This window comes from Candidatus Aminicenantes bacterium, from assembly GCA_011049425.1.
Lineage (GTDB): Bacteria > Acidobacteriota > Aminicenantia > UBA2199 > UBA2199 > UBA876.
This window is the reverse complement of sequence record DSBM01000141.1, coordinates 71073-83466: the sequence shown is the minus strand read 5'-3', so window position 1 is coordinate 83466 and position 12394 is coordinate 71073. Positions and strand designations below refer to the sequence as shown.

At 52.8% G+C, this 12394-nt stretch carries 14 protein-coding genes, 2 tRNA genes and 1 other RNA gene; all 17 read left to right on the top strand.

Annotation, left to right across the window (positions count from 1 at the left end; all coding sequences use genetic code 11):
• Positions 1 to 40 precede the first annotated feature (40 nt).
• Positions 41 to 127: transfer RNA gene (locus tag ENN40_09955), tRNA-Ser, on the top strand.
• A gap of 23 nt (positions 128 to 150) precedes the next feature.
• An RNA gene (gene ffs / locus ENN40_09950) (signal recognition particle sRNA small type) lies at positions 151 to 249 on the top strand.
• A 79-nt stretch (positions 250 to 328) separates the two neighbouring features.
• Complete coding sequence (gene dnaX / locus ENN40_09945) at positions 329 to 2005, top strand: DNA polymerase III subunit gamma/tau (protein HDP95665.1); 1677 nt, start codon at positions 329 to 331, stop codon at positions 2003 to 2005.
• Entirely contained in the window at positions 1920 to 2234 is a 315-nt protein-coding gene (locus tag ENN40_09940) for a YbaB/EbfC family nucleoid-associated protein (GenBank protein ID HDP95664.1), read from the top strand. Before dnaX ends, ENN40_09940 begins: the two co-directional genes overlap by 86 nt.
• Before the next feature lie 18 nt (positions 2235 to 2252).
• The gene (recR, locus tag ENN40_09935) at positions 2253 to 2855 is read left to right on the top strand and encodes a recombination protein RecR (GenBank protein ID HDP95663.1); all 603 of its coding nucleotides are present in this window, start codon (positions 2253 to 2255) and stop codon (positions 2853 to 2855) included.
• Between the two features lie 43 nt (positions 2856 to 2898).
• Positions 2899 to 3387: a roadblock/LC7 domain-containing protein gene (locus tag ENN40_09930; GenBank protein ID HDP95662.1), complete on the top strand. Its 489-nt coding sequence runs from the start codon at positions 2899 to 2901 to the stop codon at positions 3385 to 3387.
• 2 nt (positions 3388 to 3389) lie between these two features.
• Positions 3390 to 3980 (top strand): gliding-motility protein MglA, encoded by a 591-nt coding sequence (locus ENN40_09925; protein ID HDP95661.1) that lies wholly within the window; start codon positions 3390 to 3392, stop codon positions 3978 to 3980.
• A complete protein-coding gene (locus ENN40_09920; protein ID HDP95660.1) occupies positions 3977 to 5230 on the top strand; it encodes a 3-isopropylmalate dehydratase large subunit in 1254 nt (417 codons plus the stop codon). Before ENN40_09925 ends, ENN40_09920 begins: the two co-directional genes overlap by 4 nt.
• A 3-nt stretch (positions 5231 to 5233) precedes the next feature.
• Positions 5234 to 5758, top strand: a complete 525-nt coding sequence (locus tag ENN40_09915; protein HDP95659.1) for a 3-isopropylmalate dehydratase — start codon at positions 5234 to 5236, stop codon at positions 5756 to 5758.
• Between the two features lie 128 nt (positions 5759 to 5886).
• Positions 5887 to 6162 (top strand): HU family DNA-binding protein, encoded by a 276-nt coding sequence (locus ENN40_09910; GenBank protein HDP95658.1) that lies wholly within the window; start codon positions 5887 to 5889, stop codon positions 6160 to 6162.
• A 22-nt stretch (positions 6163 to 6184) separates the two neighbouring features.
• Positions 6185 to 6263, top strand: a tRNA-Val gene (locus tag ENN40_09905).
• Between the two features lie 19 nt (positions 6264 to 6282).
• Positions 6283 to 8136 carry a threonine--tRNA ligase gene (thrS, locus tag ENN40_09900; protein ID HDP95657.1) on the top strand — a complete coding sequence of 618 codons (1854 nt, stop codon included), beginning with the start codon at positions 6283 to 6285 and terminating at the stop codon, positions 8134 to 8136.
• 16 nt (positions 8137 to 8152) lie between these two features.
• Positions 8153 to 8689, top strand: a complete 537-nt coding sequence (locus ENN40_09895; GenBank protein HDP95656.1) for a translation initiation factor IF-3 — start codon at positions 8153 to 8155, stop codon at positions 8687 to 8689.
• The gene (locus ENN40_09890; protein HDP95655.1) at positions 8667 to 8864 is read left to right on the top strand and encodes a 50S ribosomal protein L35; all 198 of its coding nucleotides are present in this window, start codon (positions 8667 to 8669) and stop codon (positions 8862 to 8864) included. Before ENN40_09895 ends, ENN40_09890 begins: the two co-directional genes overlap by 23 nt.
• 61 nt (positions 8865 to 8925) lie before the next feature.
• Positions 8926 to 9279: a 50S ribosomal protein L20 gene (locus ENN40_09885; GenBank protein HDP95654.1), complete on the top strand. Its 354-nt coding sequence runs from the start codon at positions 8926 to 8928 to the stop codon at positions 9277 to 9279.
• Positions 9276 to 10307 carry a phenylalanine--tRNA ligase subunit alpha gene (locus ENN40_09880; protein ID HDP95653.1) on the top strand — a complete coding sequence of 344 codons (1032 nt, stop codon included), beginning with the start codon at positions 9276 to 9278 and terminating at the stop codon, positions 10305 to 10307. The genes ENN40_09885 and ENN40_09880 overlap by 4 nt, the downstream gene beginning before the upstream one ends.
• Positions 10308 to 10312: 5 nt before the next feature.
• Positions 10313 to 12382: a phenylalanine--tRNA ligase subunit beta gene (gene pheT / locus ENN40_09875; GenBank protein HDP95652.1), complete on the top strand. Its 2070-nt coding sequence runs from the start codon at positions 10313 to 10315 to the stop codon at positions 12380 to 12382.
• Positions 12383 to 12394 lie beyond the last annotated feature (12 nt).

Here is a 12394-nt window from a genome sequence, read left to right as displayed (position 1 = left end):
ATTGCAATTGACGGGTTTTCCGGTTACAATGCCTCTTTGCGGAGAGGTGTCCGAGTGGCTGAAGGAGCACGCTTGGAAAGCGTGTGTGCTGGAGACGGTACCGTGGGTTCGAATCCCACCCTCTCCGTTGCGCTCTATGTCATTCTTGAGATCCAGGAGCCTGGCGGTGCCGTGCCTTGAACCGTGTCAGGCCCGAGAGGGAGCAGCACTAAGGGGAATCCGGCAAGTGACCGGGATCTCCTGGATCTCTTTTTTGATTGGGCATGGATTTGGACATAGATCGCCGCGCAGTGACGCCAACGTGATCATGAAGATACCGTAAACGACAATGTACCTGGCACTGGCACGAAAATACCGCCCCCAACGTTTCAGCGATCTGATCGGACAGCCCCACGTGGTCAAAACACTTCAAAATGCCGTGGAAATGGATAAACTCTATCCGGCACTGATCTTTTCCGGCATGAAAGGCGTGGGCAAGACGTCCGCCGCCCGTATTCTGGCCAAGGCGTTGAATTGTGAAAATGGACCCTCCCGGGAGCCCTGCAATGAGTGCCGCTTCTGCAGGGAAATCACGGCGGACCAGTCGTCGGATTATATTGAAATCGACGGTGCATCCAACAACGGCGTGGAAGAGGTACGTCGATTGCGTGAAACCGTAAAGTACAAGCCGATGCAGAACCGGTATCGCGTCGTGGTGATCGATGAAGTGCACATGTTGTCGAATTCCGCCTGGAATGCGTTATTGAAAACCGTTGAAGAACCTCCGGAGCATACCTACTTTATCATGGCAACCACGGATTTTCACAAGATCCCCGCCACCATTGTTTCCCGCTGCCAGCATTTGGAGTTTCGCCGCATTCCCTTTGAAGTCATCGCGCGCCTGTTGCGGGAAATCTGCAAACGCGAGAGCGTGAAAGTATCCGATTACGCCGTTTTTCTGATTGCGCGTTCATCCGAAGGCAGCCTGCGTGATGCCAAAAAGGTTCTGGACCAGGCCATAGCCTTGTCCAACGGAGATGTGCGCGACGAGGATGTGGTCGATATCCTGGGGGTGATCGAAGAAGAACTGTTTATCCGCTTGACCGAAGCCGTGTTGCAACGCCGTCGCAAGGACATTATCCTGTCCGTGCAGGAGCTGGTGGAGCGTGGCGCCGATTTGCGCTTTTTCTACGGGGAATACCTGAAGTTTCTGCGGGACCTGATCGTGGTCCACAGCATGGAGGACCCGGGCAGTTTGCACAATCTCAATCCGGAGAACCTGACACGGATTCGTGAAATCCTCGCGGCTGTTAAAGAAGAAGAACTTTTGCGCTATTTTCAAGCCGCCAAGGAAATGGAAATGACCGTGCGGCACACGGAAAATCCGCGCATCATTCTGGAATACCTGTTTTTAAAGCTTTCTTACTTCCCGGATCTTGTTGCCATTGAAGAAGCCATTCGGGCAATGAACACGCAGGCATCGATAGGGGAAACTCCTGTCCACTCAGTTATTTCCGATCTGCCGCCCGCAAAAGCCGGAAACGGTTTCTCAGGGGATAAAAAAGCAGAGCCCCAGGCGGACGTACCTGATATCAGCGCAGAGACCATACGCGTCTGGTGGATTGAAGACCTGGAAAGAAACAATCCCCGGCTGGCGTCCCATATTCGTGCGGCGAGTGTAGAGTGTGATGGCAACCGCGTCCGCGTTGTGGTGGACGGCGGCAACGGCCATGTGAAATCCGTACTTGACGACAACCTCGAAGTACTCGAACGCTCGTTGGCCAAACGCTACCGCCGCCGCCTCCCCATTCTGGTGGACGTGGGCCGCGACACCCGCGCGGAAGTCGAGAAAGAGATGCGCAGTGATCGCAATATCAAGGACCTGGCGGAACAGATCCGGGCGCAGATGATCAGCGTCGACAAGATTCAAGGAGGAGGAGATGGCCAAGATTCCGAACATCAACCAGATGATACAGATGGCTCAGAGCATGGCTCAGGAAGTACAGGAGAAAAAGAACGCTCTTGATGTTGAGGGGAATGCGGGTGGTGGAATGGTGCAGGTGCACATGAACGGTCACAAAGCCATTACATCCTTGCGCATCGCTCCGGAAGTGGTGGATCCCGAAGATGTGGAAATGCTTCAGGACCTCATTATTGCGGCCGTTAACGATGCTCAGGCCAAGGTGGACAGTGAGATTGAGAATCAAATGGGCGGCATGGGCATCCCGGGTATCCCCGGTGGTCTGCCCTTTTAGGTGCTTGGGGAGCAATACATGAACGGTTTTTCCCCGCCATTGGAACGGTTGCTTACCGTGTTGAGCCGGTTGCCGGGAATCGGGCGTAAATCCGCCCAGCGCATCGGTTTTTATCTTTTGAAATCGGACCCCGAGAAATCCCAGGAATTGGCGCGCGTCATTCTCGAGGCGCGCAAAAGTGTGCGTTTCTGTTCCCAATGCCGCACCTTGACCACGGAAGAAACCTGTGAAATCTGTCGTGATCATCGCCGGGACAGGGGTTTGATCTGCGTAGTGGAAGAACCGTTCAACATCCTTTCAATTGAAAAAACCCATCTCTACCATGGGTTGTACCATGTATTGCATGGGAATCTGTCACCGGTGCAGGGTGTGGGTCCGGATGAGTTAAAGATCCCGGAACTGGTACAACGTGTCGCTTCCGGTGGCGTTCGCGAGGTCATTCTGGCTACCAGTCCAACCACTGAAGGCAATGCAACCGCACACTACCTGAGTGAACAACTCAAGTCCAATGGGTTGCGCATTACCCGCATCGCCCTGGGTTTGCCCGTGGGCGCGGACATGGACTACGTGGATGCGTTGACCATCGCCCGTTCCATGGAGGGACGCAGGGATGTTGAATGATATGGTTGACAAGCGATTTGAGGCGTTTCATAATGGTTAGACCATGCAGGAAAACTTTGTCATATACAACGAAGAATATGTGTTGATCAAAAAGATCCTTGATGAGCTCAAAGAAAATTCGGGGTCAGAGATCGTTTTTATTACCGATTCCGAGGGCCACTGCATCGCCTCCACCGGCGATCTGGATGACTCCTATTTGAATTCCATCTCTTCGTTGATCGCCGGTAGCATATCGGCCGTCAACAGTATCGCCCAGATGCTGCAGATCGACAAATTCACCAGTGTGTTGACTGAATCCGATACCAAGAGCCTCTACGTGTCACTGATCAATGAACGCACCATGTTGATCAACATCTTTCGCAGGGAATCCAACCTGGGCCTGGTACGTTTCCGGGTGAAAAACGCCACGTCGGAGCTGGCCGGAGTATTTCAAACCATTAATCAAAAATTGAAGTCAAACGTTTTCAAAGATGATATTTCTCCCTTTGAAGGGGTTACGGACGCAGACATTGACGAGATATTTGGAGACTGATATTGTCATTTTTAAACTATTCCACTCGCGAGATCAACTTTAAGATCGTCTACTACGGGCCGGGGCTCAGTGGAAAAACCACCAACATCAAATACATATACGAGAAAATCAAGAGTGATAACAAAGGCAAGCTGGTCAGCTTGGCCACTGAAACCGAGCGAACCCTGTTTTTTGATTTTTTTCCCCTGGATCTTGGTCAAATCAAAGGCTACAAGGTCAAATTCCATCTGTATACCGTGCCGGGACAAATCTATTACAGCAGCTCCCGAAAGCTGATTCTCAAGGGTGTGGACGGACTGGTGTTTGTGGCTGATTCACAGCGCGAGCGTTTTGAAGCCAACATCGAGAGCCTTGAGGACATGATGGAAAACCTGCGTGAATACAAATTGAATTTCGACCAGATGCCTTATGTATTGCAACTGAATAAACGGGACTTGCCCAATATCACTCCAGCCGATGAGTTGATTCCGGTGTTGCGCAAAAAAGGGGAACCCGTAACGGAAGCCGTCGCCACAAAGGGAGATGGGGTGATCGATACCCTGAAACAGATCTCCAGGTTGGTTATGATCGATGTGAAAAGGAAACTGCAATGAGCGGAAAAACGGTTATTGAAAAGATTTTTGCTCGGCATACCCAGGAAGAGGTAGCGCCGGGAAAGATTGTCTGGATCGACCTGGACGTGATTTCCGCCCGGGATTTTGCCGGGCCGAATGTGGTCAAAAACTACCGAAGTCACTATGGAGATGCCCCGGTGGTGGACCGGGAGCGGGTGTTGTTTACTTTTGACTTGACGGTTCCGCCCAAAACCATCCAGTATGCGAATAACCAGCAGATCTGCAGGGAATTCGCCCGGGAGCAGGGAATCCGCGTTTTTGACGTGGAGCGCGGCATCGGTACCCATACCATGATGGAAGAGGGAATCGCCCTGCCGGGTACAATTGTGGTGGGTACGGACAGCCACATGAACATTCTCGGAGCCGTGAACTGTTTCGGCCAGGGGATGGGGGATGTGGATATCGCCTTTGGGTTCCGCAGGGGGCGCACCTGGTTTGAAGTCCCCCGCACCAGATTGGTTCGCATACAGGGAAAGCCCCGAGTACCAATCAACGGTAAAGACCTGGCGCTGTGGATATTGGGCGAACTGAAAACCGACCGCGTGTTGGGTTGCGCGGTTGAATTCGTGGGCGAGGCTGTAGAGAAACTGGATCTGCCTGGTCGCATCACCTTGTTAAGCATGATCACGGAAATGGGTGGAATCGTGGGCTTTATTCCCTTTAACAACCACACCATGGATCAGATTCCGGCCATGAACGGGATGGGGGATTGTCCCGGTGAAGTTCGTGCCGACCCCGACGCGACATATGATGAAGAGATTGTTGTCGATGTCTCTGATATTGAAGCCATGGTGGCGGCACCGCCGGTTCCACACAATGTTTGCAAGGTTTCGGAGCTGAGCGACGTCAAAGTGGATTTTGGGTTTATCGGATCCTGCACCAATGGGCGGCTCAGCGATATCGAGGCCGCCTGGAAAATTCTGAAAGGGCGCAAAATCGCCCCGGGAACGCGACTGGCGATTGTGCCGAGCACGCAACGGGTTTACAAAGCGGCCATGGACCGGGGCATGTTGAATGACCTGTTTGATGCCGGCGCGATCATATCCAATCCGGGATGCGGCGGCTGCGCCCAGGGTCATATCGGTATGACCGGGCGCAATGAGGTCATGCTGTCCACCGGCAACCGCAATTTCCCGGGTAAACAGGGTGACGGATTCAACTACCTGACTTCTCCCGAAGTTGTGGCTTGGTCGGTGATGAAAGGAAGATTGACCGCAAAGGAGGGCTAGCGCATGTCTGAACGTCAATTTGCCGGCCGGCTGATCCTGTTGACCTCTGCGCAGGGAAGGTTGATTCCGGATATCGACACGGATCAGATTTTTCACAACCAGCATCTGCATATCACGGAAGTGGACGAGATGGGTCGTTATGCCCTGGGTAACCTGGAGGGTTGGACCCGTTTCCCGGAACTGGTTCAGAAAGGTGATGTCGTGGTGGCCGGCGCGAACTTCGGATCGGGATCGTCGCGCCAGCATGCAGTGGATTGTTTTCGCGCCCTGGGCATACGACTGATTATCGCTGAGTCATTCGGGGCCATTTACAAACGCAACGCCATCAATTCCGGCATGCCCATCATTGAATTACCACAAGCCGGGGAATTGGTGAAAAACGGCGGTTGGACGCATTTAAAACCCATTCACGTGAACCTGGATACCGGGAAGGTGACAGTAGAGGACACCCAGGAATGCTTTTCCCTCCCTCAACTCTCAAGGGTCCAACGAGATATCATGGCCAAGGGGAGCCTTCTGCGCATCTGAGACACCTACGGATCCGTGTGTCTGCAGCAACCCGTGAGGCGGCGCGGTCACGTGGCTTTTTTGCCCGTCAGTATTGACTTTGCAGGGGATATCATGTACATTTACGAGCGTCAAGAGGAGGATTGTTTATGAACAAGAATGAATTGGCGGCCGCTATGGTCAATAATACCGAATTCACCAAAAACGATGCCTTAACCATTATAGACAATTTGGTGGAAATCGTAATCGACCAGATGAAGCGGGAAAACGGGAAATTGACCATCGTGGGATTCGGTACATTTAAATCCACGATGAAAAAACGCAAGAAGGGCCGGAATCCACGAACCGGGGAGACTATTGAAATCCCGGCGCGGCGGGTCGCTAAGTTCATTCCCGGCAAAAAGCTGAAAATCCAGTTGGATTAACCAGCTGTGGAATTTGTGGTTCAGGCGCGTAGCTCAGTTCTGGTTAGAGTGCTACCTTGACACGGTAGAGGTCGGCGGTTCGAGCCCGCCCGCGCCTACCATCCCCCTCCCGGACCAACCATGAGTAACAAAAACGGCAAGCCTGTTTTGATGCGCCTGAACGGCGAGTTGACCGATCTTGGAGCTGCAACCGTCGAGGCGGATCGATATGAATTTGTATATCCGAAGCATGCGGATGCCCTGGATGTGTTCCGGCACTCTTGCGCGCATCTGCTGGCCCATGCCGTGTTCGAATTATTCCCCGATGCCCAATACGGCATCGGACCCGCGGTTGACAGCGGGTTTTATTACGATTTTTTAGTTAAAGAGCCGTTTACCCCGGGGGATCTGGAAAAAATATCCCGCCGCATGGCTCACCTGGTTAAACAGAACCTCTCCATCAAGCGTGAAATACTATCCAAGAAGGCTGCCCTGGAGCTCTTTTCGCAAATGGGGCAGTTGCTGAAAGTGGAACTGATTCATGAAAAGGTTGATGGGGACAGCGTAACCGTATACCGCCAGGGAGAATTCATTGACCTGTGCCGCGGGCCGCACCTGCCGTCTACGGGATTCCTGAAGCATTTCAAACTCATGTCCGTAGCGGCGTCACACTGGATGGGAGATGAATCCAGCCATTCAATGCAGCGGGTCTATGGCGTGGTATTCCCCACGAGAGAGCAACTGGACGATCATCTGTGTTTCCTTAAAGAGGCCAAAGCCAGGGATCACCGTAAGTTGGGCCGGGACCTGGATTTGTTTTCGATTCAAAATGAGATCGGCGCCGGTCTTGTGCTTTGGCATCCCCGCGGCGGCATGATTCGCTATGAGGTTGAAAAGTACTGGAGGGAAGAACATATTCGTTCCGGCTATGAACTCCTGTATACGCCGCATATCGCGCGCGGTGAATTGTGGGAAACCAGTGGACACAGGGGGTTTTACAGTAAAAACATGTTTACCCCGATCGAGTTCGACAACACCGAATACCAGCTTAAACCCATGAACTGCCCGTTTCACCTGGTGGTGTTTAAATCCCGCACGCGGAGTTGGCGCGAATTGCCCCTGCGTTGGGCGGAACTGGGAACGGTATATCGATATGAGCGCAGTGGCGTATTACACGGATTGCTGCGTGTGCGCGGTTTTACCCAGGATGACGCCCACATTTTCTGTACCCGGGAACAGATCCTTGACGAATTAAAGGATCTGATCCGTTTCAGCCTGAACATATTGGGAACATTCGGTTTTACCGACCTGGATGTTTTTCTTTCCACCCGCCCGGAAAACTTTGTCGGCGATCCCGAGGAGTGGGACCTGGCCACGCACGCACTGGAAAGGGCCCTGAGTGAATCCGGAGTCGCATTCACCGTTGATCCGGGTGAGGGCGTGTTCTACGGACCCAAGATCGACATTAAAATCAAGGATGTACTAAAACGTTCATGGCAATGTTCCACCATCCAGGTGGATTTCAATATGCCTCGCCGGTTTGATTTGCGTTACACAAGTGAAACCGGGCAGGTAGAAAGGCCCATCATGATTCATAGAGCCCTGCTGGGCTCTCTGGAGCGCTTCTTCGGCATCCTGATCGAGAATTACGCAGGCTATTTCCCGGTATGGCTGGCTCCGGTTCAGGCTGCCGTGATTCCCATCAACGATCGCAATACCGCGTACGCCAGGCAGGTGCAGAACGAACTGCAAAAGAAAGGGATCCGCGCCCGTCTGGAGAGTCGCAGTGAAGGTATGGGCCGCAAGATTCGTGACGCTGAAATGGAAAAGATTCCCTACATCCTTATTCTGGGTGATGAAGAGGAAAAGAACCAGGACGTCTCCCTGCGCATCCACCGCAGCGGAGACCAGGGTAAGATGGCGCTCGAAAAACTGGTTCAATCAATTTTAAACGCCATCGAGGAGAAAACGTTTGCGAAGAAGGTACAGCACTAGAAGACCTGTTCAGAAGATCCGGCCTCACCGTATCAACCGGGAAATTCGTGCCCAGGAAGTACGGCTTATTGATGAAGAAAAGAATCAATTGGGGATTGTCCCGATGCGTGAAGCATTGGCAATCGCCGAAGAAAAGGGCATGGACCTGGTTGAGATTTCCCCGAATGCGAATCCCCCGGTATGTCGCCTTCTCGACTATGGCAAATACCTGTACAGCATTCAAAAAAAAGCACATGAAGCCCAGAAACTGCAGAAAAAAATCCAGGTTAAAGAGATCAAGTTCACACCTGTAATCGGGGAGCATGATGTCGAAGTCAAGTTAAAAAAGATCCGGCAATTCCTGGATGAAGGCAATAAAGTCAAGATTACGGTGTGGTTGCGTGGCCGCCAGAAACGCAAACCGGAAATGCTGCATATCATGACGGAAAAGATTCTTGAGATCCTCAAGGACTTTGCCGAGATTGAATCCATGCCCAAGAGAGAACGGTTTTCCAACCATATACTGATCGGCAAGAAGAAAGGAGGAAAAGATGCCGAAACTAAAAACCCATAGAGGCGCCCGGAAACGTTTCCGGTTCACCGGCAGTGGTAAGATCCGCCGCAACCGCGCGTTTGCTTCACATATCCTGACCAAAAAAAGCGCAAAACGCAAACGCAATCTGCGGAAATCCACCATTGTTGTCAAGGAAGAAGCCAAGCAGATGAAGAACCTTTTGCCCTATGGCTGACGATTTCTCTGCTGAAGAATCGCAATGGGGCAAATGAAAAAAGCCTTAGACGGAGGATGAGATGCCCAGAGTAACACGCGGAAATAAAAAACTGAATCGCCGCAAGAAAATTTTGAAACTGGCCAGTGGCTTTTTTGGAGCCAAGAGCCATAATTATCGCACAGCACGCGAGGCTGTCGAACGCTCGCTGCAATATGCCTATCGGGATCGGCGCAACCGCAAGCGCGACTTCCGGCGCCTGTGGAACGTGCGCATCAATGCCGCCGTGCGCCAACACGATCTGAATTACGCTACATTTATCCATGGTTTAGACAAAGCGCAGATCCGCCTGAACCGCAAGGTGCTCTCCAATCTTGCAGCTACTGAACCCGACACATTCACAGGTATCGTTGAGAAAGTCAAAACGTACCTATGAGCCGGGAACTCAGTCATGAGATTGATGAACTGATCCAGGTTTTCAAAGCGGAGGTCGAGCAGGTTCAATCTCAGCAGCAGCATCGCGAGTTGAAGGAAAAGTACTTCAGCCGCCGCAGGGGGATTTGTACGCTCCTGATGCAGCGGTTGCGCGATGTACCGCCGCAAAAGAAAGCCGAAGCCGGTCGTCTCATCAACCATTTCAAGCAAACGGTGACGCAAAACCTGGATCAGGTTTCCGCCCGCTTGAAAACCGGCCGAGAAAAAACCGTTGATTGGACTTTACCGCCTGTTTACCGTCCCATCGGCGCGCCTCACCTGATCGAGCGCACCCGCACCGAGTTGGAGGATATCTTTATCCAGATGGGGTATGAAGTGGCGGAGGGACCGGAGATGGAGAGTGAATACAACAATTTCACCGCATTGAACATCCCCGCTCACCACCCCGCCCGGGATGAACAGGACACTTTTTTTATCCAGGGGCGGGAAGATACGGTTTTGCGCACCCATACATCTCCGGTACAGATCCGTTATATGAAGTCAAAACGTCCCCCCTTCAAGGCGATTTTTCCCGGTAAAGTGTTTCGCAAAGATGAACCGGATGCCACACATACGCCGGTTTTCCACCAGATTGAGGGCTTGCTGGTAGATTGTGGCGTCAATTTTTCCCATCTTCGCGGTATTCTTGAAACCTTTATCCGGGCTTTTTTCGGCTCCGAGATTGTCACCCGGTTCCGTCCGGGCTATTTCCCGTTCACCGAGCCCTCGGCGGAAATCGATATCAGTTGTTTCTTGTGTTTCGGCCGGGATCCCGAATGCCGCATCTGCAAGGGAACCGGTTGGTTGGAAATCCTCGGCAGCGGTATGGTGCATCCCAAGGTTTTGGAAAACTGTGGTATCGACCCGGAGGTGTTTTCCGGTTTTGCTTTTGGCATGGGCGTGGACCGCATCGCCATGTTGCGACATGGTGTTCCGGATCTGCGCATGTTTTTTGAAAACGATCTGCGCTTTTTGCGCCAATTCGGATAATTCCCATGCGCGTAAACCTGCGATTCCTGCAACAGTTCATCGATGTAGACATGCCAGTGACGGAAATCAAGGAGTTGCTGGCTTCCCTCGGAATCGAAGTGGCTGAAATCCACTCCGGCAGCCATTCCACAACTTTTGACGTAGAGATCACTCCCAACCGGCCGGATTGGCTTTCCCACCTGGGCATTGCGCGTGAAATTCATGCGCGCATGCCGCATCTGCAGCTGGATCTTCCGGAATATCCACATCCGCAGCAAACGGTGGGGGAGGGTGGCGACTCCGTCGAAGTGCAAATCGAATCCGCAACGGATTGCCGCAGGTACACGGGATGTGTGGTTCACGATATCGCGTCTTCGCCTTCTCCCGCAAAAATCGCCACCTTGCTGGAATCCCTGGGGATGCGTCCCATCAACCAGGTTGTAGACGCATCGAACCTGGTGATCGCGGCCATGGGGCATCCCTTGCACATGTTTGACCTGGATTGTCTGGAAGGAAAACAAATCCGGGTTCGGCGGGCACGACCCGGTGAACGATTGCGACTTCTGGATGAGCGGGAAGTGCAATTGGACCCGGAGGATATCGTAATCGCGGATGCCCTTCGACCGGTCGCCCTGGCCGGAATCATGGGCGGGATTGAATCCGGAATCACGGCCCGCACCCAAAGCGTATTCATGGAGAGCGCGTGGTTCGACCCCGTGCGCATTCGCCGTACGGCCCGAAGACTGGGCTTGCAAACCGACGCGTCATACCGTTTTGAGCGTGGAACCGACATCACGGCAACGCCCCATGCCCTTGGCATGGCATTGGGATATATGCAAACATGGTCCGAAAAGCCGGTGGTTACCAGTGGATATCGCGATGAATACCCCGGCCGCTTCCAGGAAACCGTTGTCCGCATGCCGGTTGATTTTCCCAGCTGCTATGCAGGCATAGAAATTCCCCGGACTGAGGCGGCCGCCATTCTTGAACGCCTGGGTTTCCGGGTGGACTTGAGCAGCAATGATTCCTGGGCCGTAACCGTGCCGGCCTTTCGCGTCGATATCACCCGCAAACAGGATCTTGTGGAAGAGATCATACGCATTTACGGGTACAACCGCATACCAGCGGCCGTGCCGCGAACCGTTAACCAGGATTTCACTCTGAATAGACAGCGGAACCTGCGGCTGAAAGCGGCTCATCACCTGATTGCCAACGGCTATTTCCAAGCATTGAATTACTCTTTTCAGAGCCTGGAAGACAACCTGATGATGGCACAAACGCAATCCACTGCCGCGGACTCTATCGCCCTGCGAAATCCGCTGGGAATGGATTACGCTGTTTTGCGCAATTCGCTTATACCCGGCCTGTTGCGCGCCACGGTTCTAAACGCCAATCAGGGCGCGCCGGGCGTTAAGTTGTTTGAGACGGGAAAACGCTTTTTCCGCTACTCCGACAGCGACTATCGCGAAGAGGAAGCCCTGGCCGCTACGGCATGGGGTGAACACGAACCGCTGTCCTGGCGCAATCCCAAGGCCGAAGAGGTTGATTTTTTCGTGTTTCGCGGGGAAATGCAAGCACTTCTGTCGGGGCTGGGAACGGAATTTTCTCTAAAGCAGAGCAATCTGCCCTGGCTGCACCCGGGTTGCTCTTTTGAAATCCGAATCCGCAATAAACCGGCGGGATGGATGGGTTGCCTGAAGCAAAAAATCATGCGATGCGCAGGCTTGGAAAAAATCCTGCCCGCCATGGAGATCAGGCTGGATTCACTGATGCCGGCACACGCGGTTCAACGCTTTGTTCAATGGAACCGTTTCCCCATGGTAAAGCGTGACCTGTCGGTTTATATTCCCAGTGAAGTCGCGTTTGCGGACCTGGAAAAAGCCATTGCCATGCATCGACCAAACGAACTGGAGTCTTATCAACTGTTTGATTGCTATCGGGATCAGGCGGATTCAGGGCGGGAGCGGGTCAGTATGGCCCTGAGTTTCTATTACCGCCACGCTTTTCAGACATTAACCGGAGAAAGGGTAAACCACATTCACACCGAACTGGTAGACAAGCTGGTAAAAACCCTTAAGTTGGAACTCAGAACGTAAGGAGGAGGGAAA

Bases quoted from the DNA above. Each gene is read 5' to 3' on its own strand.
- dnaX (HDP95665.1), top strand. From the start codon at position 329: ATGTACCTGGCACTGGCACGAAAATACCGCCCCCAACGTTTCAGCGAT.
- ENN40_09940 (HDP95664.1), top strand. From the start codon at position 1,920: ATGGCCAAGATTCCGAACATCAACCAGATGATACAGATGGCTCAGAGC.
- recR (HDP95663.1), top strand. From the start codon at position 2,253: ATGAACGGTTTTTCCCCGCCATTGGAACGGTTGCTTACCGTGTTGAGC.
- ENN40_09930 (HDP95662.1), top strand. From the start codon at position 2,899: ATGCAGGAAAACTTTGTCATATACAACGAAGAATATGTGTTGATCAAA.
- ENN40_09920 (HDP95660.1), top strand. From the start codon at position 3,977: ATGAGCGGAAAAACGGTTATTGAAAAGATTTTTGCTCGGCATACCCAG.
- ENN40_09915 (HDP95659.1), top strand. From the start codon at position 5,234: ATGTCTGAACGTCAATTTGCCGGCCGGCTGATCCTGTTGACCTCTGCG.
- ENN40_09910 (HDP95658.1), top strand. From the start codon at position 5,887: ATGAACAAGAATGAATTGGCGGCCGCTATGGTCAATAATACCGAATTC.
- thrS (HDP95657.1), top strand. From the start codon at position 6,283: ATGAGTAACAAAAACGGCAAGCCTGTTTTGATGCGCCTGAACGGCGAG.
- ENN40_09890 (HDP95655.1), top strand. From the start codon at position 8,667: ATGCCGAAACTAAAAACCCATAGAGGCGCCCGGAAACGTTTCCGGTTC.
- ENN40_09885 (HDP95654.1), top strand. From the start codon at position 8,926: ATGCCCAGAGTAACACGCGGAAATAAAAAACTGAATCGCCGCAAGAAA.
- ENN40_09880 (HDP95653.1), top strand. From the start codon at position 9,276: ATGAGCCGGGAACTCAGTCATGAGATTGATGAACTGATCCAGGTTTTC.
- pheT (HDP95652.1), top strand. From the start codon at position 10,313: ATGCGCGTAAACCTGCGATTCCTGCAACAGTTCATCGATGTAGACATG.